Consider the following 25476-nt stretch of genomic DNA (forward strand, 5'->3'; position numbering starts at 1 on the left):
CCCTGCGGGGACCGGCTCAGCCGCGCGCCGCGGCGCGCCCGGCCTCCAGCCGGGCCACGGGGACGCGGAACGGCGAGCAGGAGACGTAGTCCAGCCCCGCGCGGTGGAAGAAGTGCACCGAGTCGGGGTCGCCGCCGTGCTCGCCGCAGATGCCCAGCTTGATGCCGGGCCGGGCGGCGCGGCCCTCGGCTGTCGCGATCTCGATCAGCCGCCCGACGCCCTCGACGTCCAGCGACTCGAACGGGGACACGCCGAAGACGCCCTTCTCCAGGTAGGCGGAGAAGAACGACGCCTCCACGTCGTCGCGGGAGAACCCCCACACGGTCTGGGTGAGATCGTTGGTGCCGAACGAGAAGAACTCGGCGCTCTCCGCGATCTGCCCGGCCGTCAGCGCGGCGCGCGGCAGCTCGATCATGGTGCCGACCGGGAAGTCCAGCTCGACGCCGTACTCCTCGCCGACCTCGCGCAGCACGCGGTTGGACTCGTCGCGGATGATCTCCAGTTCCTGGACCGTCCCCACCAGCGGGATCATGATCTCGGGTCGGGGGCGGCGGCCCTCGGCGAGCAGCTGCGCGGCGGCCCGGGCGATGGCGCGCACCTGCATGGTGAACAGGCCGGGTACGACCAGTCCCAGGCGTACGCCGCGCAGGCCCAGCATCGGGTTCTGCTCGTGCAGCTTGTGCACGGCCTGCAGCAGCCGCAGGTCGTTCTCGTGGCTCTCGCCGCGCGACTCGGCGACCGCCACGCGCACCGACAGCTCGGTGATGTCGGGCAGGAACTCGTGCAGCGGCGGGTCCAGCAGCCGTACGGTCACCGGCAGGCCGTCCATGGCCTCGAACGCCTCGGCGAAGTCGTCGCGCTGCAGAGGCAGCAGCCGGTCGAGGGCCTCCTGCTGCTCGGCCTCGGTGTCGGCGAGGATGAGCCGCTCGACGAGCTGGCGGCGGTCGCCGAGGAACATGTGCTCGGTGCGGCAGAGCCCGACGCCCTCGGCGCCCATGCGGCGCGCGCGGGCGGCGTCCTCGGCGTTGTCGGCGTTGGCGCGCACCCGCAGGCGGCGCGCGGCGTCGGCGTAGTGCATGATGCGGTCCACGGCGCGGACGAGGTCGTCGGCCTCGTCGGAGGCGGGGTCGATCTCGCCCTCGAAGTAGCGCACCACCGGTGAGGAGACCACCGGCACCGCGCCGAGGTAGACCCGGCCGCTGGTGCCGTCGATGGAGATGACGTCGCCCTCCTCGACGACCTCCCCGCCGGGCGCGGTGAGGCGGCGGTTCTTGGTGTCGATGCCCAGTTCCTCGGCGCCGCAGACGCACGTCTTGCCCATGCCGCGCGCGACGACGGCGGCGTGGGAGGTCTTGCCGCCCCGGCTGGTGAGGATGCCCGACGCCGACAGCATGCCCTCCAGGTCGTCGGGGTTGGTCTCGCGCCGGCACAGGATGACGTCCTCGCCGCTGCGCGCCCACTTGATGGCGGTGTAGGAGTCGAAGACGGCCTTGCCCACCGCGGCTCCGGGCGAGGCGTTCATGCCGGTGCCCAGCAGGTGGCCCTCGACGTCGTCGGCGAAGCGGGGGAACATCAGCTGGGCGAGCTGGTCGCCGGTGACGCGGGAGACGGCTTCGTCCAGGGTGATCATGCCCTGGTCGATGAGCTGGTCGGCGATGCGGAAGGCCGCGGCGGCGGTGCGCTTGCCGACGCGGGTCTGCAGCATCCACAGCTTGCCGCGCTCGATGGTGAACTCGATGTCGCACAGGTCGCGGTAGTGGTTCTCCAGCGTCTCCATGATCGACAGGAGCTCGGCGTAGCAGCGGCTGTCGACGCGCTCCAGGTCGGCCAGCGGGACCGTGTTGCGGATGCCGGCCACCACGTCCTCGCCCTGGGCGTTCTGCAGGTAGTCGCCGTAGACGCCCTGGCGGCCCGAGGCGGGGTCGCGGGTGAAGGCCACGCCGGTCCCGGAGTCCATGCCCAGGTTGCCGAACACCATGGCGCAGACGTTGACCGCGGTGCCCAGGTCCACCGGGATGCGCTCCTGGCGGCGGTAGAGGACGGCGCGAGGGGCGTTCCACGAGCCGAAGACCGCGCGGACGGCCAGGTCCATCTGCTCGCGGGGGTCGGCGGGGAACTCCCGGCCGGTGTGCTCGGCGACGATGCCCTTGAAGACGTCGACGAGCTTGCGGTGGTCGGCGGCGTCGAGGTCGAGGTCGCCGACGACGCCCTTCTGCCGCTTGACCTCTTCGAAGGCGTCGTCGAACAGTTCGCCGCCGATGCCCTGGACGGTCTTGCCGAACATCTGGATCAGCCGGCGGTAGGAGTCCCAGGCGAAGCGCTCGTCGCCGGACTGGGCCGCCAGGCCGCGCACCGACTCGTCGTTGAGGCCGATGTTGAGGACCGTCTCCATCATCCCGGGCATGGAGAACTTGGCGCCGGAGCGGACGCTGACCAGCAGCGGGTCGTCGGGCTGGCCGAGCCGCTTGCCCATCGCGCGCTCCAGGGCGCTCAGCTTGGCGCCGATCTCGGCGTCGAGGCCGTCGGGCATGGCGTCGTTGGCGAGGAAGTACCGGCAGGCCTCGGTGGTGATCGTGAAGCCCGGGGGCACGGGCAGGCCGAGGTTGGTCATCTCGGCGAGGTTGGCGCCCTTGCCGCCGAGCAGTTCCTTGAGGTCCTTGCTGCCCTCGGCGAACTCGTAAACGTACTTGGGCACGGTGGCTCCCTGCTGTCGGAAGGACCTGAAGCGGCCGCTCGTCCTGGAATGCGCGCGACTCTACCCAGCTGACGCGTTACGACCTCTCACCCCACCCTAATACCGATGTTTTCGCAGGCAGAATCCTTCCGACAGGTCTATACCAATGGTCTGGACGTTTCCCTCCGCCCGCCAGGCCGGATCCGCGGCGGGAAAAGAGCGGATGTGCGCGGCTGCGCAGGTGGACGAGGGTGGTGCGGACGGTGCCTGTGGGACGCACGGGGCGCCGGGCGGCGCCCCCTCCCACTGGTCCACTGCCATCGGCGCGCCGCGCGGGAGGGGCCAGCGGGGCGGCTGCGCGGCGGCGCCCACCGCTGGGAGGATGTGGACATGCCCGAAACAAGCGAACCAGTGCCGACCCGCTCCGACGCCGAGCGCCAGGAACGCATCATCGCCACCCTCGTCGACGCCTTCTCCGAGATGATGGAGGCCGACCCCGGCGCCTTCCGGACGAAGTTCCGCAAGATGGCCGCCGACCCCTTCGCCTTCTACCGCGGCAGCGCCTGCCTGTTCTACGCCGACGTCGCCGGACTCGACGACCCCTGGACCGACGAGCGCACCTCCCGGGTGTGGATCCAGGGCGACCTGCACGCCGAGAACTTCGGCACCTACATGAACGCGCGGGGCGCGCTCATCTTCGACGTCAACGACTTCGACGAGGCCTACCTGGGCCACTACACCTGGGACGTGCGGCGGTTCGTGGCCAGCGTCGCACTGCTGAGCTGGCGCAAGGCGTTCTCCGACGAGGACATCGACGCGCTGGTGGCGACCTATGTGCGCGCCTACGTCGACCAGGTGCGCCGCTTCGCCGAGCACAGCGGGGACGAGGCCTTCTCGCTGCGGCTGGACACCACCGACGGCCCCATCCGCGACGTGCTCCAGCGCAGCCGGCTGAACAGCCGCGTGACGCTGCTGGACTCCATGACGCAGGTGGAGGACTACGACCGCCGGTTCCGCGACGGGGCGGGCGTGCGGCGGCTGGGCGCCGAGGAGCGCGAGGCCGTGTGCGCGGCGTTCGACGCCTACCGGGCGACGATCCCCGACGACAAGCGCTACGACTCCATCGCCTACCGGGTCAAGGACGTCGTGGGCAAGGCCGGGTTCGGCATCGGCAGCGCCGGGCTGCCCGCCTACAACGTGCTCATCGAGGGCTTCAGCGAGGCTCTGGACAACGACATCGTGCTGTCGATGAAGCAGGGCAACGTGGCCGCGCCCGCGCGGGTGGTCACCGACCCCGACATCAACCGGTACTTCCTGCACCACGGCCACCGCACCGCCGTTTCCCAGCGCGCGCTCCAGGCGCACGCCGACCCGCTGCTGGGCCACACCACCTACGACGGCGTCGGATTCGTGGTCTCCGAACTCTCCCCCTACGTCGACGACCTCGACTGGAGCGACCTGACCGAGCCCGACGAGATCGCGTCGGTGCTGGCCTACCTGGGCCGCGCCACCGCCAAGGCGCACTGCGTGTCCGACCGCGACTCCGACCAGTCGCTGGTGTCCTTCCAGACCGAGGAGGCCATCATCGAGGCGCTCGACGGGCGCGAGGAGGAGTTCATCGCCTGGAACACCGGGTTCGCCCGCCAGTACGCCGAGCAGGCCCGAAAGGACCGCGCGCTGTTCGTCGAGGCGTTCCGCGGCAACGCCATCCCCGGTGTCCGCTCCACCGGTGCCACGCGGGCCCGCGCCTGAGTCCGCCCGGCGCGCCGGCGACCCGCGGGCATCCGCCGGCCGGCCGCCGACGCGCCGCCTGTGCGCAGAGCCACACGCTTCTACTGTTCGGTAACCTACGCTTCCGTAGGTAGTATCGCGGGAGGCAGCGCCTTCATCGCGGCACGCCGAGCGGAGCCCGCCGGCCCGCTCCCCGCGCACCGCCAAGGCACGCAGGAGGACGGAGGTTCAGGTGTGCGCTCGCATGCGAGGGGGAACCCGGTGACACGCCCCGATCCGCTGCCCCCGAACCAGCAGCACGAGGGTGCGCGGGGGATCGCCGCCGACCTGGTCGAGGCGGTCAAGCCGCGGCTGCGCGGCTGGCTGCACCTGGGCACCGCTCCGCTGGCGCTCGCCGCCGGGATCGTGCTCGTGAGTCTGGCGCCCACCGCGGCGGCGCGCGCCGCCGCGGCCGTCTACGCCGCCTCGGCCGTGCTGCTGTTCGCCACCTCGGCCGTCTACCACGTCGGCCGCTGGTCCCACCGGCCGATGGCCGTGCTGCGCCGGATGGACCACGCCAACATCTACCTGATCATCGCCGGCACCTACACGCCGTTCGTGGTCCTGGTGCTCGACGGCGGGCTGCGCACGGCCATGCTCGCGCTCATCTGGACCGGCGCGCTGGCCGGAGTGGTGTTCAAGGTGTTCTGGCTCAACGCACCGCGCTGGCTGTCCACCGCGCTGTACCTGGCGATCGGCTGGGTCGCCGTGCTGTTCATCCCCCAGCTGATCAGCGGGACCCATCCGGCGGCCTGGATCCTGGTGCTGGCCGGCGGGCTGCTCTACAGCGCGGGCGCCGTCGTCTACGGACTCAAGCGCCCCGACCCCGCCCCGCGCTGGTTCGGGTTCCACGAGGTCTTCCACTCGCTGACCGTGGCCGCCTACATCTGCCAGTACATCGCCGTTTCGTTCGTGGTCTACACGGCCGGCTGACGCAGCGGCCCGGCCGGGGCCCCGGCGGCCCTGCGCCGCGGCGTCCCGGCGAGGCCGCCGATGGGACGGGACCGCGGTGCCGCGCGGCGGCTCGGCCGCTCGGCCCGCGCCGCGGTCGACCGGTCACGATTCGCTTACAGGTGAACGCGAGCAGGCGACAGCCCGGGACGCGCGGCGGCCGCGCCGATAGCGTGAGAACCGGTTCGGCCGGGTGTGTGCACCCGGCAGAACGAACGAGGCGACCGGAAACCACATCCCCCCGGGTCCGGTCGCCTCTTTCGTGTCCTGCGGCCCTCTCGGCGGCCCCGCGGACCTCAGCAGCCCGGCAGGCGCTCCACCAGGTACATCTCGACCTGGTCCAGCGAGACGCGCTCCTGGGACATCGTGTCGCGCTCGCGCACGGTGACCGCGTTGTCCTCCAGGGTGTCGAAGTCGACGGTGACGCAGAACGGGGTGCCGATCTCGTCCTGGCGGCGGTAGCGGCGGCCGATGGCGCCCGCGTCGTCGAACTCCACGTTCCAGCGCCTGCGCAGCGCGGCCGCGAGGTCGCGGGCCTTGGGCGAGAGGTCGGCGTTGCGCGACAGCGGCAGCACGGCCGCCTTGACCGGCGACAGGCGCGGGTCCAGCCGCATGACGGCGCGCTTCTCCATCTTGCCCTTGGCGTTGGGCGCCTCGTCGACGTTGTAGGCGTCGAGCATGAACGTCAGCACCGCGCGGTCCACACCGGCCGCGGGCTCGATGACGTAGGGCACGTAGCGCTCGTCGGACTCCTGGTCGAAGTAGGAGAGGTCGACACCCGAGGCCCGCGAGTGCGTGGTGAGGTCGAAGTCGGTGCGGTTGGCGATGCCTTCGAGCTCGCCCCACTCCGAGCCGGTGAAGTTGAACCGGTACTCGATGTCGACGGTGCGCTTGGAGTAGTGCGACAGCTTCTCCTGCGGGTGCTCGTAGAGGCGCAGGTTCTCCTTGGAGATGCCGAGGTCGGAGTACCACTGCATGCGGTTGTCGATCCAGTACTGGTGCCATTCCTCGTCGTCGCCGGGGCGGACGAAGAACTCCATCTCCATCTGCTCGAACTCGCGGGTGCGGAAGATGAAGTTGCCGGGCGTGATCTCGTTGCGGAACGACTTGCCGATCTGGCCGATGCCGAAGGGGATCTTCCTGCGCGCACTCTGCTGCACGTTCAGGTAGTTGATGAAGATGCCCTGGGCGGTCTCGGGCCGCAGGAACGCCAGGCCCGACTCGTCGTCCTGCACGGCGCCGAGGTAGGTGCGCAGCATCGCGTTGAACATGCGCGGCTCGGTGAACGACTTCTTCGCGCCGCAGTTGGGGCAGGCGAGGTCGTCCAGGCCGTTCTCCGGCGGGTGGCCGTGCTTCTCCTCGTAGGCCTCGACGAGATGGTCGGGGCGGAAGCGCTTGTGGCAGGACTGGCACTCGGTGAGCGGGTCGACGAAGGCGTTGACGTGGCCGGACGCCTCCCACACCTCGCGGGAGAGGATGACGCTGGAGTCCAGGCCGACGATCTCCTCGCGTTCCTGGACCATGGCGCGCCACCACTGGCGCTTGACGTTGCTCTTCAGCTCCACGCCCAGCGGGCCGTAGTCCCACGAGGCGCGCAGACCCCCGTAGATCTCGCTGGAGGGGTAGACCAGGCCCCGGCGCTTCGCGAGGTTGACAAGGGCGTCCATCGCCTCTGACTTGGCGGCCATAAGCTCTCTCGATTCTCCATCCGGCTGGCGGTCGGCGGATCGCGCAACGCGATGTACCTGCGGTAAGTGCCCAGCTTAAGGGACGGGCGCGGGCGGCTGTGCACCGAAAGCGATACGCACCGGAACGGCTCCGCTGCGACGGGTATCCCCCGATGCCCGGTTCCGGCACCCGTGGGCGGCCCGCGCCCGGTACCGTCGCTATCCGGCCGTGGCGCCGGGTCCGCCCGCGGATTCGGCGCCCGCACCGTCGCGGCGCGAGACGACCTCGAAGGCGCTGGGCTCGTTGCGGGCCGTGGACAGCAGCGGGACCGCGGCGACGCGCACGTCGAAGTTCGACAGGGCCCGCCGGTAGGCGCCCGGACCGTCCCACTCGGTGACCACCGTCCACAGCAGCGGGTCGTCCGCGGCGCGGCCGATGCGCGAGCCGCGGAAGCCCGGACGGCGGGCCATCGCCTCGACGGCGGCCTCGGCGCCGGCGAGGAACGCGTCCTGCTCGCCCTCGGGCACGGTGTAACGGGTGACCACGATCACCGGCCCATACTCTCACCCCGCGGGCACCGCCCGGACCCGAAAGCGGGGCCCGGCCTGCGCCTGCACGGATCAGCCCTCGCCGAAGACCCGGTCCACCACCCGGGCCGACGCCCCGCCGTCGTCCAGGGGGCAGAAGCGGTCGGTGAACGCCTTGTAGGTGCGGGCGTACCGGTCGGCCACCTCGTCGGCGTCCAGCAGGGCTCCGATGACGTCGTCGGAGTGGCGCAGCAGCGGTCCGGGCGCCGTCTCCTCGAAGTCGAAGTAGAAGCCGCGCAGGTTGTCGCGGTAGCTCTCGATGTCGTAGGTGAAGAACAGCATCGGGCGGCCGGTGTTGGCGAAGTCGAACATCATCGACGAGTAGTCGGTGACGAGGACGTCGGTGATCAGGAACAGCTCCATGATCTCCGGGTAGAGCGACACGTCGTAGACGAAGTCGCGCCCCACGATCGGCACGCTGTCGACGACACGCGGATGGCGGCGGACCAGCAGCACGTGGTCGTCGCCGAGCTTCTCGTACATCCGCCGCAGATCCAGGTGCAGGTCGAGCTTGTGCTTGCCGCGGGTGTAGTACTTGTCGTCGCGCCACGTGGGCGCGTAGAGCACCACCTTCTTGCCCTCGGGCAGGCCCAGGCGCCGCCGCGTGCGCTCGGCGATCTCGTCGCGCCGGGCAGAGAAGAAGATGTCGTTGCGCGGGTAGCCGGTCTCCAGGATCTCGCCCTCGAAGCGGAACGCGCGGCGCAGGATGGGGGTCGCCCACGGGCTCGGCGAGACCAGGTAGTCCCACTGCCGGGTCTCCCAGGCCAGCTTCTCGTGGTAGTCGCGGGACTTGCCCCGGATGTTCTCGATGTCGAAGCCGATGCGCTTGAGCATCGAGCCGTGCCAGGTCTGCACGACGACCTGGCCGGGGCGGCGGGTGAACCACGCCGGCTGGCGGGAGTTGGTCACCAGATGGGAGGTGCGGGCCAGCGCCTCGTAGAAGTCGCGGCCGTTGTGGCGCACCGGGGACAGGTCCTCGGGGAGGTTCACCTGGCCGTCCTTGACCAGCCACGACATCGGGTGATCGGCCCAGGAGCCGCGGGAGCGCAGCTCGGAGTAGATGCTGTGCGGGCTGTCGGAGAACTGCCGGCCGGTGTAGCTGTCGAAGAGGATGCCGGGCTGCACGGGCTCGCTGCGCAGCGCCGGGTAGACGGTCTCGCGCAGCCGCCGCTGCGCGAAGTCGCCCTTCTCCTCGGGGCGCAGGTCGCTGCTGACGCGCAGCATGGGCCGCTCGCTGCCGGTGTCCTCGAAGGCGAAGGTGCGTTCGGGGGTCTCCATGCGCAGCGGCAGGCGGCGCAGCAGGTCGGCGTCGACCTCCGCGCCGATGTCGGTCACCGGGCCGTCGTCGCGGCGCACCCGCGCGCGCAGCTGGTAGCTGCCGGCGGACAGCGGCAGCGTGCCCGAGAGCGTCGGGATGTCGGCCGGGGTGAACCTGGCGCTGAAGAAGGAGCCGTCGCGCGTCAGCGCAACGGGGTGCTCCTCGTCGCGGCCCAGCGCCTGGAACACCAGCTCGGCACGGGACCGGGCGGAGTAGTGGCCCTCCAGCACCAGGTTGCGCCCCGACCAGGACACGTCGCGGACCACGGGGTGGGCCCATCCCCCGCGCAGCCGCAGGTAGCCGCTGGTCGTGCGCTGGACGGCGACCTCGTGGTAGCCGTCCACGGCGGCGTAGGAGGCGGACTGGACCTCGTCGGGCACCGCCACCGAGGCGGCGCGGCCGTCCGGCGAGACCAGCTCGGCCTGCCACAGCTCCTGGCGCAGCCTCCGGGCGCCCTCGTCCACCGCGTTGTCGACCAGGTCGTCCACCGGAACCCGCGCGCAGTAGCGGGCGCCGTCGACCTCCAGGGGGTAGTCCAGCCGCGTGGTGCCCGGCTTGCGGGTCAGCCGCAGCCGGTCCGCCTCGGCCGCGGGCGGGCCGACGAAGTCGCCTTCGAGTACCAGCTCGGGCCGCGCACCCGCGTCGCTGAGGCGGTGCTCGGTCAGGCGGGCCTGCACCGGCGCGACCGAGACGGTCAGCTTGCGCCCGCTGCTCCAGGTCGGGCGGATCCACACGTCCTCGGCGACCCGGTGGTAGGGCGGGCGCTCGGGCGGGCCGCTGACGGGGTTGCCCACGATGCGCCGGCGCACCAGACCGCGGTTGACCACGACCAGCTCCAGCTGCCAGTCGGCCGCCTGCCACCGCCCCGAGCTGCGCAGCCGTGCCGGGTCGAGGCTGATCTCGAAGCCGCCGTAGTCGTGCCGGGCGGCCGAGGGCACGTCGGGCAGGCGGTACTCGGCGGCACGGCGCACCTTGACGGCGACGGGGATGCGCCGTCCGGTCTCGGTGTTGACCGCGAACGCGAAGAGCTGCTGCTGCCAGCGGCGGGCCGCGCGCAGGTGGACGACGCCGACGCGGCCGGAGACCACCAGCCGCCCGCCGCGCCACTCGAGGGACTCGGTCTTCTGCCGGACCTTGAGCTCGGAGTCGGCGCGGTAGACCTCGCGCGGAACGCCGGCCTCGGCGTCCTCGAAGAAGGGGTAGCGCATGTAGTAGTGCAGGCCGCGGCGGACGACGGGCGCCTTCTTCAGCTCCACGCTCTTCTGGAAGGTGATCGCCTCCAGCAGGCGGTCCTCCTGGCGCTTGCGCACCAGGAACCAGTTGAGCCGGTGCAGGGGCGCGAGGCCGTCCAGGACCTCGCGCGAGACGGCTCCGAGGTAGGTGTTGGCGAGGTCGAGGAACCGCCGGCGCATGCCGTCGTCGGCGGAGTCCAGGCGCAGCAGGACGGAGCGCAGGTCGCCGCGCAGCGCACGGGCGTCCCACAGGTCGCGGTCGGGGCCGGTGAGCGCGCCCGACAGCGCGGTGAGCGCGGTCAGGCGCCGGGAGACGGCGGCCTCCGTGCTCAGGTCGTCGCCGACGGAGCGGTCGCGCAGCAGGTAGACCGGAGCGGCGAGCACGTCGACGGCGCCGGCGGCGAAGAGGGCCCGCACCACGTCGAGGTCGGTGTCGTGGTCGGGGTCGTGCCCCGAACCGGGTGCGGGGGCGAGGTCGTCCGCGGGCAGGCGGTCCCAGAAGCCGCGCCGCCACAGCTTGTTGCCGTGGCGGCGGTCGGAGAGCAGCGGGTTCAGCGCGTGCACGTCCACGCGGGTGCGCGTCTTGGCGAACACGCTGCGGTGCGCCGAGGAGGGCCGGCTGCCCAGCTCGTTGAACCGGTAGATGTCGCCGGTGGCGAGGTCGGAGCCGGACTCCTCGAGAGCTGTGCCCAGGTAGGAGATCGCGTAGCTGCTCAGCTTGTCCCCGCCGGGCAGGAACATCAGGTACTCGCCCGCGGACGCGGCCGCGCCGGCGGACCGGGCCGCGCGATGGGACTCGGCGGGCTCCCGTACGGGCGGCACGGACAGGCCCTCGGGCGGTGCGGCGGCGAACTCGCGCGCGGTGGCCAGCCCCTCGGCGCGCGCGGTGTCGACCGCCTCGTCGCCCTCTTCCTCCGCGGTCTCCTGCAGCTGCTCGTCGCCGGTGTCAGCGCCGTCCTCGGCGTCGGGGTCGTCGTCGGTGTCGACGTCCTCGCCCGCGGCGGAGGAGCGCCCGCCGGTGTCCCCGCGGCCGGGCTCCGCGCCGCCGCCGGCCGGGCCGGTCCAGGGCGCCACCGGCACGAGGACGACCTCGATGTCGTCGCGGCTCTGGTCCTGGCGCGCCAGGGAGTCGAGGCTGTCCTGCAGATGCGGCTCGGTGACGTCGAAGGTCACGATCACGCTGAACTTCGGCACGGAAAAACTATCTCCCGACGTTTCTGCTGCGGAGCACGTGGATCGGACGGCGGGGCACCGCGGCGATGGGGAGCCAACCTAGGTCACCGTGCGTAAGTGATCGGTAAATCTCCGCCACGACCGCCGTTCAGCGGCTTACGGCCGCCTCCCGGCCCCGCGGCGGCCCCCTGCGGTCGCGCATCGGACTCCCCCGCTTCGTCGCCTGGTGCCCGGACCACGAGAGCCGGCAGGACCCGCACCGAATCCGCAGGAACCGAGATCTGCGCCGCCCTGGCTACGATCGACCGTGTATATCGTCGGCAGCTTGGATTTCGCTGAGAAGACCCGGACGCGTTCGCCCGGCACGGACGTGTGCGACGCGGATCCGGGTGTCTTGCCGCTGGGCGGCAGGCGTCTCCACGTCGACGACCAGGATAACGCGGCCCGCGTGCCGCCGCCGCACGCCGTGCCGCTGCGCGGCGCATCCGCACCGCGGGCGGTCGCGGGGGCGCCGGGAGCGGCATCGGGGGACCGCCCGGGCCTGCCGGCGGGTCGCCGTACGACCTATGCTTTTGCGGACAGCAGCGGCCCCGTCGGGGCGCGGTCCGCAGGGCGGAGGAGGTCGTGGAGACCGTGGCAGCCAAGCGCAGGAAGCCGGGATCGGGCCGCCCCTCCGACCGGGGCGCGGCGGGTGCGCCGCGACCGCTGCCGGCCGGCGACACGTTCTACACACCCGGCGCCTCCCGGTTCCGCCGGGAGGTCGAACGGCGCAGCGCCGTTCCGCTGGTATGGCTGCACAACGCGCCGCGCCTGCTGCTGCCGGCGGTGATGGGCGTCGTCCTCATCGCGGGCCTGGTCCTGGCGGGGGTGGCCGGCGCCGTACTGCTCATCCTGCTCGCGGCGTTCTTCGGCTGGCTGGCCTTTCTCACGTGGCCGCGCCTGCGCAGCGGCGAGCGCGTCATGCGGGTGGCCGCCGTCGCGGTGCTGCTGGGCCTGGGCCTGCTGCAGAGCGGCCTGTTCTGAGGACGCCCGCTCCCGCGAGCACCGCGCGGACGGGCACGGGAGGCGCCGCGGCGCTCCTCGTGACAGCTCCCGCAATTTTGACAATCGTTTTCGTTTTCTCCATACTTGTCGAGTGTCCACACTTACCACCGGTGCGCCCGCGCACGGCCGCGCGTCCGACGGCCCTGCCCCGGCGGTCCGCGTGGTCGACGCCGCCGTCGCCTACGACCGCGCGACCGTCCTCGACGGGGTGAGCCTGGAGGTCCCCGCCGGCCAGACCCTGGCGATCCTGGGCCCCAACGGCTCGGGAAAGTCCACGCTGATGCGCGCGATGCTCGGGCTGGTCCCGCTCTCCGCCGGCCGGGTCGAACTGCACGGCGCGCCGCTGCGCGGCTTCCGCGACTGGGGCCGGATCGGCTACGTCCCCCAGCGCCTCTCGGCGGGCGGCGGCGTTCCCGCCACGGTGCGCGAGGTCGTGACGTCCGGGCAGGTGGCCCGGCGGCGCCGGCTGCACCGCGCGACCCCCGACGAGCGAGCGGCGGTCGACGAGGCGCTGGAGGCGGTCGACCTCGCCGACCGCGCCCGCGACTCCGTGCACGAGCTCTCCGGCGGCCAGCAGCAGCGGGTGCTGATCGCCCGCGCCCTGGCCGCGCGGCCCGACACCTTCTTCATGGACGAGCCGATGGCCGGCGTCGACGCCGCCAGCCAGCGCGCGCTCGCCCGCACGGTCACGCGCCTGGGCGCGCAGGGCGCCACCGTCGTCCTGGTACTGCACGAGCCGGGCCCGCTGGAGCCGCTGATCGGACGCAGCGTGGTCCTCTCCGGCGGACACGTGGCCCACGACGGCGCGCCGCCCCGGCCCGAAGGCGAGTGCGCCCGGCCCGGTCACGACCACGTCCACCCGCACGCCGACCCCGAGCACGCCTCGGCGGCGCTGCCCGACATCGGGGTTCCGCGCCGTGGCTGAGATGCTCCAGCTCGACTTCATGCGGCGCGCGCTCATGGCCGCCGTACTGGTGGGCATGGTCGCGCCGGTCATCGGCACGTTCCTCGTGCAGCGCCGGCTGGCGCTGCTGGGCGACGGCATCGGGCACGTGGCGCTGACCGGTGTGGCGCTGGGCTTCCTCACCAGCACCTCGCCGGTGCTCACCGCGGCGATCGTCGCCGCGCTGGGCGCCGTGCTGATCGAGCTGGTGCGGGTACGGGCGCGCACCAGCGGCGACATCGCCCTGGCGCTGCTGTTCTACGGCGGCATCGCCGGCGGCGTGCTGCTGATCGGGCTGGCGCCGGGGACCACCACCGCCACGCTGACCTCCTACCTGTTCGGCTCCGTCAGCACGGTCAGCGGCGGCGACATCGCGATGGTCGCGGTGCTGGCGGCGCTGGTGCTGGGCACCGTGGGCTACTTCGGCCGCGAGCTGTTCGTGCTCTGCCAGGACGAGGAGGTCGCCCGCGCCCACGGGCTGCCGGTGCGCCTGCTGAGCCTGATCGTCGCCGTCACCGCCGCCCTGACCGTCGTGCTGTCCATGCGGGTGGTGGGCGTGCTGCTGGTCAGCGCGCTGATGGTCGTGCCGGTGGCCGCCGCCCAGCAGCTCAGCCGCAGTTTCCGGATCACCCTGGCGCTGGCCGTGGCCATCGGCGTCGTCTCGGCGCTGGGCGGGCTCTCCACGGCCTACTACGCCGATGTGGCGCCGGGTGCGGCGATCGTCCTGCTGACCCTGGCCGTCTTCGCGGCGGCGGTGGCGGTCGGCTACCTGGTGCGCGGCGTGCGGGGCTCCGCCCGCCGCACCCGCGGCGGCGAGGGCGCTCCCGCTCCCGGTACGATTCCCCAGACCGAGCAGGGGGGCGTAGCACCATGAGCACACGACGCGAGACCGTACGCCAGGCCCTCAACGAGAGCACCGGGTTCCGCAGCGCCCAGGACCTCTACGCGGACCTGCGCTCGGAGGGCTCGAAGATCGGACTGACCACCGTCTACCGGGCGCTGCAGGCCCTGAGCGACTCCGGCGAGATCGACGTCCTGCGCACCGGCGACGGCGAGGCCGTCTACCGCGCCTGCATCACCGACACCCACCACCACCATCTGGTCTGCCGCACGTGCGGCAAGGCCGTGGAGGTCGAGGGGCCGCAGGTGGAGCGCTGGGCCGACACGGTAGGCGCCCAGCACGGCTTCACCGACATCACGCACACCGTCGAGGTGTTCGGCACCTGCGCGGCGTGCGCCGCCGCCGACTGAAACGCCGGCGGCCGCGCGCGGCGCGGCTCCCGCCGGCCCCCGCCGCGCGGGTGCGGCGCCTGCGTCAGCCTCCCCGCCGCGCCGGCTGCAGCGGTACCAGCGCGGGCCGCTTGGCCGCGCGCCCGTCGCCGGAGGAGCGCCCGGCCAGCCGCCGGCCGATCCAGGGCACGAGGTACTCCCGCGCCCACAGCAGGTCCTCCTGGCGGGCCGCGCGCCACGGGCGCGGGTCCTCGGCGGGCCACGGAGCGCGCCAGTCCTCCGGCGGCGAGGCGTCGAGAATCTCGCAGACCCGCAGCGCGATGCGGCGGTGGCCCTCGGGCGAGAGGTGCAGCCGGTCCTCGCTCCAGGCGCGGTGGTCCTGCAGCACCCGCATGCTCCACAGGTCCACCACGTCGCAGCCGTAGTGGTCGGCGATCGCGCGCAGGTGCATGTTGTACGTGGCGATCTTGCCGCGCAGGTGGCGCATGACCGGCTGGAACGCGGTGTCCATGCCGGTGAAGACGACGACGCGGGCTCCGGTGGCGGCCAGCCGGCGCACAGCGGCCTCGAAGATCCGCGCGGTCAGGTCGGGGTCGGCGCCGGGGCGGATGATGTCGTTGCCCCCGGCGCACAGGGTCACCAGGTCCGGGCGCAGCTCGACGGCGCGCGGGACCTGGTGCTCGACGATGGGGCGGATGAGCCTGCCGCGAACGGCGAGGTTGGCGTAGCGGACCTCGCCGCAGGTGGCGGCGAGGTGCTCGGCGAGCCGGTCGGCCCAGCCGCGGTAGCGCACCTCGCCGGTTCCCTCAGGCCCCGGGTACGGGTCGTCCATGCCCTCGGTGAAACTGTCGCCCAGCGCGACGTAGGAGACGATGTCGCGCCCGTTCGAATACCCGCTCATAGTGTTCGATGATGCATCGCCGACCTCGGGTTACGCGACAGTAGGTTCGAGGGTGTGCGGGATCTGTAACGACTCTCACGCCACCCCCGAAACCCGCTGCCAGGCGCCTATCCCGCGCGGTCGGCCCTCTCGCGGCCGCCACCTTCGCCCTGTGGCGCCCCGGCGCGCCCCGTTGCGGGGAGGGGCTCCAGCTCGGGGCGCTTGGCGGTGACGCCGTCGCCGGAGGAGCGCCCGGTCAGCCGCCGCCCCAGCCACGGCACGAGGTGCTCGCGGGCCCACCGCACGTCGGCGCGGCGCGCGGCGCGGCGGTCCGGCGGCGGCGCGGGCGGCCACGCCTCGTGGCCGCCCCCGACGGGCGCGCCGACGGCCTCCGCGACCTTCGCCGCAAGCCGGCGGTGGCCCTCGGGCGACATGTGCAGCCGGTCGGCGTCCCAGGCGCGCGGGTCGGTCAGCGCGTCCATCGACCACTGGTCCACCAGGTAGCAGCCGTGGCGGTCGGCGATGGCGCGGATGTTCAGGTAGTAGCGGGCGAACGTGCCGATGCGCAGGCGCATGAACCCGGCGCTGAAGTTGACGCCGGTGAACAGCACGACGTCGGCTCCGGTAGCACGCAGCCGGCGCACCGCGCCCTCCAGCACGCGGGCGAGCCGGTCGGGGTCGCCGCCGGGCCGCAGCAGGTCGTTGCCGCCGGCGGAGAGGGTGACCAGATCGGGGGCCAGCTCGACGGCGCGGGGCAGCTGGTCCTCGACGATCTGGCGCATCAGCTTGCCGCGCACGGCCAGGTTGGCGTAACGCAGCTCCGGCACGCGCGCGGCCAGGTGCTCGGCGAAGCGGTCGGCCCAGCCGCGGTAGCGGACCGCGGCGCCGGCGTCCTCGGGCGGGTAGGGATCGCCCACACCTTCGGTGAAGCTGTCGCCCAGAGCCACGAGGTCCAGCGTGCGGCGGTCCGGGTCCAGGGGGCTCACCGCGCCTCCCCGGGGTCGCGCCCGCTCACCGTGCCGTCCGCGGGGCCGGGTTCGACCGGGTTGGGCACGGCGCCGCCGTAGCGCCGGTCGCGGCTGGCGTAGATCTCGCAGGCGTGCCAGAGGTGCCGCCGGTCGAAGTCGGGCCACAGGGTGTCCAGGAAGACCATCTCGGCGTAGGCCGACTGCCACAGCAGGAAGTTGGAGGTGCGCTGCTCGCCGGAGGAGCGCAGGAACAGGTCGACGTCGGGCAGCTCCGGCTCGTCGAGGTGCTCGGCCACCGTGGCCTCGTTGATCCGGTCGGGGTTGAGGCGCCCGGCCGCGGCCTTTCGGGCGATGGCCGCCGCGGCGTCGGCGATCTCGGCGCGCCCGCCGTAGTTGACGCAGAACTGCAGGGTCAGCGCGGTGTTGTCCCTGGTCGTCTCCTCGGCGTCCTCCAGTTCGGAGATGACGCTCTTCCACAGCCGCCCGCGCCGCCCGGCCCAGCGGACCCGCACACCCATGGCGTGCAGCTCGTCGCGGCGGCGGCGGATCACCTCGCGGTTGAAGCCCATGAGGAAGCGCACCTCGTCCGGCGAGCGCTTCCAGTTCTCGGTGGAGAAGGCGTAGGCCGACACGCAGTCCACGCCCAGCTCCAGAGCGCCCTCGACCACGTCGAACAGCGAGCTCTCCCCCGCCCGGTGGCCCTCGGTGCGGGCCAGGCCGCGGTCCTTGGCCCAGCGCCCGTTGCCGTCCATGACGATCGCCACGTGGCGCGGGATCAGTTCCTTGGGCAGCCGCGGCGGCCGCGCTCCGCTGGGATGCGGGTTGGGCGGCCGGTAGGAGCGGGCGGTGGACGAGGTGTTGAACAGGCTCAAGAGCGCTCCACAAGACGCAGCGATCGGATTCCGTTCTCCAGGTGCCACTGGAGGTAGGCGGCCACCAGCCCGCTGCACTCGTTGCGGTGGCGCTCCTCGCTGGCGTCGGCCGCGGGCCAGTCGCCGCCGAGCAGCGCCAGCATCAGCTGGAGGGTCGGTGCAGCGGGGTGGGTGGCGCCGTGGGGGCGGCACACCGAGCACACCGAGCCTCCGGCGTGCACGGCGAAGGCGCGGTGCTGCCCGCGCGTGCCGCACTGGGCGCACTCCTGCAGGGCGGGCGCGTACCCGGCCACCGCCAGCGAGCGCAGCAGATAGGCGTCCAGCACCATGCGGGAGTCGTGGGTGCCCTCGCCGAGGGTACGCAGCGCGCCGATCAGCAGCAGGAACTGGCGCAGCGCCGGGTCCTTCTCGACCACCACGATCTTCTCGGCGGTCTCCAGCATGGCGGTGGCCGCGGTATAGCGCGAGTAGTCGCCCACGACGGCCTCACCGTAGGCGCGCACGGTCTCGGCCTGGGTGATGACGTCGAGTGTGCGGCCGGTGTAGAGCTGCACGTCGACGTGGCTGAAGGGCTCCAGGCGGGCGCCGAACCGCGACTTGGTGCGGCGCACCCCCTTGCCCACCGCGCGGACCAGCCCGGTGCGCCGGGTCAGCAGTGTGACGATGCGGTCGGCCTCGCCCAGCTTCTGGGTGCGGAGGACGACTCCCTCGTCACGGTAAAGGCTCACTCCCCCATTGTCGCGGATCCCGGCCCCCGCCGCGCACGTCCGGCGGGACGCGCCGGCCGCGGACCGCTCCGGGCGGGGCGGGCCCTCCCGCGCGGCGCACGCGCGCGCGCCGCTGAATCCGCGCCCCCTCCCCGCATCCGGATGCGACAAACCACGCAAACCACGTCCGGCGTTCCCCATATGTCTCAATTTGCTCTACGATCACGCGCAAGTAACGACCAATTCCTAGCGAATGGGGCGCGACGCGATGACACGAGGACGGCGCGGACAGCGGAGGAGGAGCGGACGCAGGGACCGGGAGCGGTCCTCTCCGCGAAGGCCCGAGGGGGCGCGGGGCAGGCGCGGGTTCCGGCGGCCGCTCGTCGCCGCCTTGGTCGCGGTCCCCGCGGGACTCGGCCTTGCGGCGGCGATGGTCCTGGCGGCCGGGCCGCCGTCGGAGAACCCCCTCACCCAGGGGACCCAGGCCGGTGCGGCGCCCGCGCCGGGCGCCGACGAAGCGCTGCCTCCGGCCCCCGACGACTTCTTCGACGACCGGCAGAGCGGCGGCGCACCGCAGGACGGGCAGAACGGCCAGGGCGGCCAGGGCGGCCAGGGCGGCCAGGAAGCCGCACCCGAGGACCACGGCGATGCCGGAACGGGCGAGCCGGAGCCCGACGCGGTGATCGAGGGCGGTGCCACGCTGGCCCCCTCCCAGCGGCCCGACGACGAGCAGGACGGCTCCGAGTCCGGCGACGGGTCGCAGGACGGCGGCTCCGGAGGCGGTTCCGGATCCGGATCGGGCTCCCCCGACGGCGGCTCCCAGCCGTCGACGCTGGCCCAGCAGGTGGTGTCCATCGCCAACGACAGGCGTGCCGAGGCCGGATGCGGACCGCTGCAGGTGGACCCCCGGTTGACCGCCGCATCGGAGGCCCACAGCCGGGACATGGCCGAGCGCGACTACATGGCCCACGAGAACCCCGACGGCGAAGGGCCCGCCGAGCGCGCCGAGGACGCCGGCTACGGCTCCTGGTCCGGCGAGAACGTCGCGGCGGGCTACACCTCCGCCGAGTCGGTGATGGAGGGCTGGATGGACAGCCCCGGCCACCGAGCCAACATCCTCAACTGCGACAACACCGAGGTGGGGGTCGGCGAGACCGACACCAAGTGGGCGCAGAACTTCGGCCGAGGCTGAGGCCGGCCGCACACGGCGAAGCGGCGGCGCCGGCACGGACGTGTCGGCGCCGCCGCTTGCCGGCACCCGGCCGGGCCGCGGCTACTCGGCCGCCGCCTCGGCCTGCGCGCGCCCGATGGCGCTGCAGACGGCCTTCAGCGAGGCCGTGGTGATGTTGTGGTGGATCCCCACTCCCCACACGGTGCGCCCGTCGATCTCGGTCTCGACGTAGGCGGCCGCGCGGGCGTCGCTGCCCACGTCCAGGGAGTGCTCGACATAGTCCAGCACCCGCACCTTGACGTCGACGTCGGTCAGTGCGTCGCAGAACGCCGAGATCGGCCCCTGGCCGGCGCCGGCGATCTCGCGGATCTCCCCGTGCGCCCGGACGTCGGCGCTGATGCGGTAGCCGCCGTCCTCGGCCGTCTCCGAGCGGTGCGCCAGCACACCCACGGGGCCGTCGTCGTTCAGGTAGGTCTGGGTGAAGATCTCCCAGATCCGCTCGCCGTCGAACTCCCCGCCCTCGGCGTCGGTGAACTCCTGGACCTTGTGCGAGAACTCGATCTGCATGCGGCGCGGCACGTCCAGGGCGTGGTCGCGGTGCAGGATGTAGGAGACCCCGCCCTTGCCGGACTGGCTGTTGACGCGGATGACGGCCTCGTAGTTGCGGCCGACGTCCTTGGGGTCGATGGGCAGGTAGGGCACGCCCCAGGGGTACTCGGCCACGGGGGTGCCCGCGGCGGCGGCGTCCTCCTCCAGCGCGGTCAGGCCCTTCTTGATGGCGTCCTGGTGCGAGCCGGAGAAGGCGGTGTAGACCAGGTCGCCGCCGTAGGGGTGGCGCGGCGCGACGGGCATCTGCGTGCAGTGCTCGACGATGCGCCGCACGGTGTCGATGTCGGAGAAGTCGATCATCGGGTCGACGCCCTGGCTGAACAGGTTCATGCCCAGGGTGACCAGGTCGACGTTGCCGGTCCGCTCGCCGTGGCCGTACAGGCAGCCCTCGACGCGGTCGGCGCCGGCCATCACCCCCAGCTCGGCCGAGGCGATGCCGGTGCCGCGGTCGTTGTGCGGGTGCACCGACAGGCACACGTACTCGCGGCGCGACAGGTTGCGGCTCATCCACTCGATCTGGTCGGCGTAGACGTTGGGCGTGGCGCGCTCGACGGTGGCCGGCAGGTTCAGGATGATCTCGCGGCCGGGTCCGGGCCGCCACACGTCCATGACGGCCTCGCAGACCTCCAGGGCGAAGTCCAGCTCGGTGTCGATGAAGATCTCCGGCGAGTACTCGTAGCCGACGTACTCGGACTCGCCCAGGTAGCGCTCGATGCAGTCCACGACCGCGCGGGTGCCGTCGACGGCGATCGCCTTGCAGGCCTCGCGGTCGACGCCGAAGACGACCCGGCGGAACTCCGGAGCGGTCGCGTTGTACAGGTGCACGGTGGAGCGCTTGGCGCCGACCAGGCTCTGCACGGTGCGCTCGATCAGGTCCGGGCGGGCCTGGGTCAGCACCGAGATCTGCACGTCGTCGGGGATCAGGTCGTTCTCGACCAGGCTGCGTACGAAGTCGAAGTCGGTCTGGCTGGCGGCCGGGAAGCCGACCTCGATCTCCTTGTAGCCCATGCGGACCAGCAGCGCGAAGATCTCGTGCTTGCGCTGGGGGTCCATCGGCTCGATCAGCGCCTGGTTGCCGTCGCGCAGGTCGGTGGACAGCCAGCGCGGCGCGGAGGTGATGGTCTTCGACGGCCACGTGCGGTCGGGCAGGTCGACGGCCGGAAAGGGGCGGTAGCGGTGGACGGGCATACCACTGGGTTGCTGCTGCGGCACCATGGGAAAGGCTCCTTGGGAATCTGCGACGCCCGGCGTCTCCCTCCGGAAACAGGAGGGGGCGGGCGGAAGCTCACGGTCTAGCGGCCGACTCAGAACACGCCGAAGCCCCGCGGCGAGGGAGCCGACCTTGCTACCGACCCCCGCCGCGGCCGCTAAGGAGGAGCAGCTCGCGCAGCATAGTGTCTGCCACCGTAGCAGAACCGGCCGCGGCCGTGAGGCACAGGGGGCGGGGCGCACCGGCGCCGGGCCCGGCGCGGCACGGCGGAGAAGGGCCGGACCCGGGCCGAACACACCGATGTTGCCGGGAACGGCATCGACCCGGGGCCGCCGCACCTGCGGCGGAAAACCGGCGGAGCCGGCGGGCCCGGTGCGCGCTCGCGCGCCGGGCCCGCCGGCGCCGCGCGGCGCCCGCCTCAGCCGCGGATCACCGCGGCCAGCGGTTCGGGCAGCTCGGCGGCGGTCTCCACCGGCCGCCGCTCCAGCAGCTCGGCGGCCTGCCGCCGCGTCAGGCCCAGCTCTGCCAGCGCCTCGCGCGCCTGGGCCGCGGGCAGCGTGTTGAGCCAGCGCACCCACAGCGCCGCCCGCCCCGCTGCGGTGAGCGGGCCCAGCGCGCGGAACCTGGCGATGCCGCCGTCGGGGTAGACGTCCAGCCGAAGCCGTGCGGCCGGGCGCGGCGCCGCCACGACGAAGCGGTGCGGCGTGTCGGGCCGCAGCGGGGTCCGCTCCAGCAGCGGGAACCACTCCCCCGGCCCCTCGGCCTCCTCGGCGCCGCTGACGGCGGCCTCGGCCGGGGCGTTGTGCAGGAAGTAGGAGGTGTCCACCTCCAGCAGCCGCGGCTCTCCGGCGGCCGCCAGGGCGATTTCCAGGAAGTCGTTTCCCGGACCGCGGCGCCGCGCGTTCTCCCAGCCCTCGCCCATGGTGCGGGCCGAGCCCGGCGCGATGGCGTTCTCGGGGGCGCCGTAGTAGTCGTTGCTGCAGGCCAGCACGCGCCCACCGGTGACCAGTGCCGCCAGGTCCTGCGCACCGGCGACCAGCAGCCGCGGGTCGGCGACCACCTCGCCGTGCACCCGCAGCCGCGCCACGCCGCCGTCCGGGTAGATGCTCAGCCGCACGTGGGTGTAGCGATGCGGGTCGTCGACGGCGAGGGCGTTGGCGGTGCCGGCGGCGACCGCGGTGCGGGCCACCAGGGTCCTCCACTCGGCCGCGAGCAGCGCGCCGGTGTCGGGGTGGCCCTCCAGGCCTGCGGCCTCCACCGAAACCTCGGGAGGATGGTTGCCGGTGAAGTGGGCGGTGTCGACGACCACGCCGTGCACGATCCCGGGTGCGGCCAGGCGCACGACCGCGTGGTCGTGGCCGGGGCCGCGGCGGCGCCGGGTCTCCCAGCCGTCGTAGACCTTGCCCTTATGGCCGAAGGCTGCGGGGTCGAACCCCGGCGGCTCCGGCTTGATCAGGTTCTCGCGCTCGGCGAACGACTCGTCACTGGCGTGCACGACGGCCCCGCCCCGGCTGCGCAGGGCGAGGTCGGGCAGGCGCCGGAAGTCCGGGGCGCCCACTGGCGGTCACCTCCTCGTGAGACGGTGCGGTGCCGGTCCGCCCCGCCCGGCACCGCACCGCCGGCTCAGGCGGTGGCTCCGGGCAGCGGCTCGAACTCCTTGACGGCGTCGATGGCCGGCCCGTGCGGCGTGTTGGCCTCTCGTTCGATCATGACCTCCACGAGCACCGGGCGCGAGGTGCGCTGGGCCTCCTTGCGCGCCCAGTCGAGGGCGCCGCGGAGGTCGCCGGGCTCGGTGACCCTGCGCCCGGTGCAGCCGTAGGCCTCCATGATCTTGACGTTGTCGGTGCCGTAGTCGTCGTAGTGGATGTCGACCTGGTAGTTCATGCCGTAGGGGACCTCGGCCTGGCGGATCAGCCCCAGGTACTCGTTGTTGAGCATGATGAGCACGAACGGCACGTCGTACTGGGCGGCGACCGCCAGCTCCTCCACCGTGTACTGGAAGCTGTAGTCGCCGACCACGCCCACCACCTCGGCGTCCGGGTCGGTGCGCTTGAGCGCCTTCTTGACGCCGATGGCCGCGGGGATCTCCCAGCCCAGCGGGCCCGCCTGGCCGCAGACCTGGTAGTGGCGGGGCAGGTGGGCCTTCTGGTGCTGGCCTCCCCAGATCTGGTACAGCCCGATCGCGGTGACGAAGTAGGTCTCGGGGCCGAAGGCCTCGTTGATCTCCTTGTAGACCCGCGGCGCCTTGATCGGGGCCGAGTCGAAGTCCTCGCGGCGGCCCAGCTCGGACTTGAGGCTGTTGACGCGCGCCACCCACGGGCCCGGCTCGCGCGCGGGCCCGCGCCGGGAGGCGCGTTCGGCCAGCGCCTTGAGGAACAGGGCGGCGTCGGAGACCACGCCCAGGTCGGGCTCGAACACCCTGCCCAGCTGGGTGGGCTCGATGTCGACGTGGATGAACCGCCGGTCGCCGCGGTAGACGTCGAGCTTGCCGGTGTGGCGGTCGCCGAAGCGGGCTCCCACGGCCAGCACCAGGTCCGACTCCAGGAAGGAGGCGTTGCCGTAGCGCTGGGAGGTCTGGATGCCGGTCATGCCGGCGAAGAGCGGACTGTCCTCGTCGAACGCGCCCTTGCCCATCAGCGTGGTCTGCACCGGGATGTTCAGGTACTCGGCGACCTCGCGCAGCGCGTCGGCGGCCTCGGAGATGACCACGCCGCCCCCCGCCAGGATCAGCGGCCGCTCGGCCTCCAGGAGCATGTCCAGCGCCCGCTCGACGCGCGGCGGGTGCGGCAGGACGGGGTGGATCGCCAGGGGGGCGTCGATGGCGGGGTCGTACTCGACGACCTGCTGCGCGATGTCCAGGGGCAGGTCGACCAGCACCGGCCCGGGCCGCCCTTCGCGGGCGATCCGGAAGGCCTCGCGGAAGATCCACGGCGCCTGGCCGGCCTCCTTGAGCTGGACGGCCCACTTGGTCACCGGAGCGGCGATGTCGACGATGTCGACCGCTTGGAAGGCCTCCTGGTGCAGCTTGGTCGAGACGTTCTGCCCGGTGATGCAGACGATCGGGATGGAGTCGGCCATCGCGGTGTAGAGGCCGGTGATCATGTTGGTTCCGGCGGGGCCGGAGGTGCCGATGGCCACTCCGACGCCGCCGTTGGTGCGCGCCCAGCCGTCGGCCATGTGGGTGGCGCCCTCTTCGTGGCGGACGGTCAGGTGCTCGATCCCGCCCACCTCCTCAAGGGCCTTGTAGAGGGGGAGGACCGCTGCTCCCGGGCAGCCGAACGCGGTGTCGACGCCCTCGGACTTGAGGACCTCGACAACGGCGTTCATCGCGGGCATCTGTACCATGTTCGCTGAACCCTTCGGTGCTAGTGGGGTTTCAGGGGCCGCCGGCGGAACGCCGGGTGCGGCCAACACCCGGGGCGCCCCTCCGCGGTCGCACCGCGGAGCAGACGCCGCCCTCCGCCGGCGGCCACCGGATCTACTTCTGCTCGGCGGCGAGCTGGTCGACCAGCTTGAGCAGCGCCGAGTGGTCGAGGCCGCCGTGGCCCTGCGCCTTGAGCGCGCCGATGAACTGCGCCACCAGCGCCCCCATCGGAATGGGCACGCCCGCTTCGCGGGCGGCGGCGGTGACGATGCCCATGTCCTTGTCGTGCAGCGCGATGCGGAACCCGGGCTCGAATCGGCGGTGGCGCATCGCCTCGCCCTTGCGGGTAAGCACGGTGCTGCCGGCCAGGCCCCCGTTGAGCACGCGCAGGCCGGCTTCGGTCTCGACGCCGTGGGCCTCCAGGAACACCAGGGCCTCGGCCACCAGCTGGATGTTGCCGGCGACGATGAGCTGGTTGGCGGCCTTGACCGTCTGGCCCGCGCCCGAGGGCCCCACCAGCACGGCGGTGCCCAGCGGGGCGAACACGTCGGCGGCGGCGTCGAAGTCGGCGGCGTCCCCGCCGACCATGATGGACAGCACGCCCTCGATCGCACCGGCCTCGCCGCCGCTGACCGGCGCGTCGAGGACGCGCAGGCCGCGCTTGGCGCCCTCTTCGGCGACGGTGCGCGCGGTGTCGGGGCGGATGGTGCTCATGTCGATCACCAGGGCGCCGGTCGCCGCGCTGTCGAACACGCCGCCGGTGGAGAACATCGCCTCCTCGACGTCGGGCGAGTCGGGGACCATGGTGATGACGACGTCGGCGCCGGACACGGCCTCGGCGGGCGAGGATGCGGCCCTGCCGCCCTGCTCGGCGAAGCGGTCGGTCTGCTGGGGGCTGCGGTCGTAGCCGCGCACGGCGAAGCCGGCGGAGACCAGGTTGGCGGCCATGGGCAGGCCCATGATGCCGAGCCCGACGAACGCGATCGTGCGGGTCTGGGACATGGCGGGTTCCCTCCTTCAAGGGCGGTCGGGGTGGTGCGGGAGCAGGGGGCGCGGCGGCGGCTCGGGCACTGGGCCCGGCCGCCGGCGGCGGTCGGATGCGGGC

At 72.8% G+C, this 25476-nt stretch carries 19 protein-coding genes; 7 read left to right on the forward strand and 12 right to left on the reverse strand.

Annotation, left to right across the window (positions count from 1 at the left end; all coding sequences use genetic code 11):
• Window positions 1-16: 16 nt before the first annotated feature.
• Window positions 17-2695, reverse strand: a complete 2679-nt coding sequence (gene ppdK / locus ABD284_RS02420; protein ID WP_344140471.1) for a pyruvate, phosphate dikinase — start codon at window positions 2693-2695, stop codon at window positions 17-19.
• Window positions 2696-3064: 369 nt separating this feature from the next.
• Here ppdK and ABD284_RS02425 point away from each other — a divergent pair, with 369 nt between their 5' ends.
• Together ABD284_RS02425 and trhA are read left to right on the forward strand one after the other, a co-directional pair.
• Window positions 3065-4426, forward strand: a complete 1362-nt coding sequence (locus tag ABD284_RS02425) for a DUF2252 domain-containing protein (RefSeq protein WP_344140473.1) — start codon at window positions 3065-3067, stop codon at window positions 4424-4426.
• 240 nt (window positions 4427-4666) lie between these two features.
• Window positions 4667-5377 (forward strand): PAQR family membrane homeostasis protein TrhA, encoded by a 711-nt coding sequence (trhA, locus tag ABD284_RS02430; RefSeq protein ID WP_386699205.1) that lies wholly within the window; start codon window positions 4667-4669, stop codon window positions 5375-5377.
• Window positions 5378-5691: 314 nt separating this feature from the next.
• On the opposite strand, the gene ABD284_RS02435 is transcribed toward trhA, so the two are convergent.
• From ABD284_RS02435 to ABD284_RS02445, 3 genes are all read right to left on the reverse strand, one after another.
• On the reverse strand, window positions 5692-7083 hold the full coding sequence (locus ABD284_RS02435) for a glycine--tRNA ligase (RefSeq protein WP_344140475.1): 1392 nt from the start codon (window positions 7081-7083) through the stop codon (window positions 5692-5694).
• 198 nt (window positions 7084-7281) lie between these two features.
• The gene (locus tag ABD284_RS02440) at window positions 7282-7614 is read right to left on the reverse strand and encodes an antibiotic biosynthesis monooxygenase family protein (RefSeq protein ID WP_344140477.1); all 333 of its coding nucleotides are present in this window, start codon (window positions 7612-7614) and stop codon (window positions 7282-7284) included.
• A 69-nt stretch (window positions 7615-7683) separates the two neighbouring features.
• Entirely contained in the window at window positions 7684-11394 is a 3711-nt protein-coding gene (locus ABD284_RS02445) for a CDP-glycerol glycerophosphotransferase family protein (RefSeq protein ID WP_344140479.1), read from the reverse strand.
• A 603-nt stretch (window positions 11395-11997) separates the two neighbouring features.
• On the opposite strand from ABD284_RS02445, the gene ABD284_RS02450 reads away from it, so the two are divergent.
• The 4 genes from ABD284_RS02450 (at window position 11998) to ABD284_RS02465 (ending at window position 14611) form a co-directional block, all read left to right on the forward strand.
• Window positions 11998-12396, forward strand: coding sequence for a DUF6703 family protein (locus tag ABD284_RS02450; protein WP_386699208.1), 399 nt, complete (start codon window positions 11998-12000; stop codon window positions 12394-12396).
• Window positions 12397-12508: 112 nt separating this feature from the next.
• A complete protein-coding gene (locus ABD284_RS02455) occupies window positions 12509-13342 on the forward strand; it encodes a metal ABC transporter ATP-binding protein (protein ID WP_344140481.1) in 834 nt (277 codons plus the stop codon).
• On the forward strand, window positions 13335-14234 hold the full coding sequence (locus ABD284_RS02460) for a metal ABC transporter permease (protein ID WP_344140483.1): 900 nt from the start codon (window positions 13335-13337) through the stop codon (window positions 14232-14234). The genes ABD284_RS02455 and ABD284_RS02460 overlap by 8 nt, the downstream gene beginning before the upstream one ends.
• Window positions 14231-14611, forward strand: a complete 381-nt coding sequence (locus ABD284_RS02465) for a Fur family transcriptional regulator (protein WP_344140485.1) — start codon at window positions 14231-14233, stop codon at window positions 14609-14611. The genes ABD284_RS02460 and ABD284_RS02465 overlap by 4 nt, the downstream gene beginning before the upstream one ends.
• Window positions 14612-14675: 64 nt before the next feature.
• On the opposite strand, the gene ABD284_RS02470 is transcribed toward ABD284_RS02465, so the two are convergent.
• The 4 genes from ABD284_RS02470 to recO all read right to left on the reverse strand — a co-directional run bounded on the left by ABD284_RS02470 (window position 14676) and on the right by recO (window position 18038).
• Entirely contained in the window at window positions 14676-15491 is an 816-nt protein-coding gene (locus ABD284_RS02470; protein ID WP_344140487.1) for an SGNH/GDSL hydrolase family protein, read from the reverse strand.
• A 107-nt stretch (window positions 15492-15598) separates the two neighbouring features.
• Window positions 15599-16456, reverse strand: coding sequence for an SGNH/GDSL hydrolase family protein (locus ABD284_RS02475; protein WP_344140489.1), 858 nt, complete (start codon window positions 16454-16456; stop codon window positions 15599-15601).
• A complete protein-coding gene (locus tag ABD284_RS02480; protein ID WP_344140491.1) occupies window positions 16453-17310 on the reverse strand; it encodes an isoprenyl transferase in 858 nt (285 codons plus the stop codon). The genes ABD284_RS02475 and ABD284_RS02480 overlap by 4 nt, the downstream gene beginning before the upstream one ends.
• Window positions 17307-18038 (reverse strand): DNA repair protein RecO, encoded by a 732-nt coding sequence (gene recO / locus ABD284_RS02485; RefSeq protein ID WP_344140493.1) that lies wholly within the window; start codon window positions 18036-18038, stop codon window positions 17307-17309. The genes ABD284_RS02480 and recO overlap by 4 nt, the downstream gene beginning before the upstream one ends.
• A gap of 370 nt (window positions 18039-18408) precedes the next feature.
• Between recO and ABD284_RS02490 the strand changes: the two genes are divergently transcribed.
• Window positions 18409-19209 (forward strand): CAP domain-containing protein, encoded by an 801-nt coding sequence (locus ABD284_RS02490; RefSeq protein ID WP_344140495.1) that lies wholly within the window; start codon window positions 18409-18411, stop codon window positions 19207-19209.
• A gap of 81 nt (window positions 19210-19290) precedes the next feature.
• Here the strand turns inward: ABD284_RS02490 and leuA are convergent, their stop codons facing one another.
• The 4 genes from leuA to ABD284_RS02510 all read right to left on the reverse strand — a co-directional run bounded on the left by leuA (window position 19291) and on the right by ABD284_RS02510 (window position 25373).
• A complete protein-coding gene (gene leuA, locus ABD284_RS02495; protein WP_344140497.1) occupies window positions 19291-21012 on the reverse strand; it encodes a 2-isopropylmalate synthase in 1722 nt (573 codons plus the stop codon).
• A gap of 413 nt (window positions 21013-21425) precedes the next feature.
• Window positions 21426-22565, reverse strand: coding sequence for an allantoicase (gene alc / locus ABD284_RS02500; protein WP_344140499.1), 1140 nt, complete (start codon window positions 22563-22565; stop codon window positions 21426-21428).
• A gap of 65 nt (window positions 22566-22630) precedes the next feature.
• Entirely contained in the window at window positions 22631-24352 is a 1722-nt protein-coding gene (gene gcl, locus ABD284_RS02505; RefSeq protein ID WP_344140501.1) for a glyoxylate carboligase, read from the reverse strand.
• 133 nt (window positions 24353-24485) lie between these two features.
• Window positions 24486-25373 (reverse strand): 2-hydroxy-3-oxopropionate reductase, encoded by an 888-nt coding sequence (locus tag ABD284_RS02510; protein WP_344140503.1) that lies wholly within the window; start codon window positions 25371-25373, stop codon window positions 24486-24488.
• Window positions 25374-25476: the final 103 nt, after the last annotated feature.

The organism is Streptomonospora arabica, assembly GCF_039531585.1.
GTDB lineage: Bacteria > Actinomycetota > Actinomycetes > Streptosporangiales > Streptosporangiaceae > Streptomonospora > Streptomonospora halophila.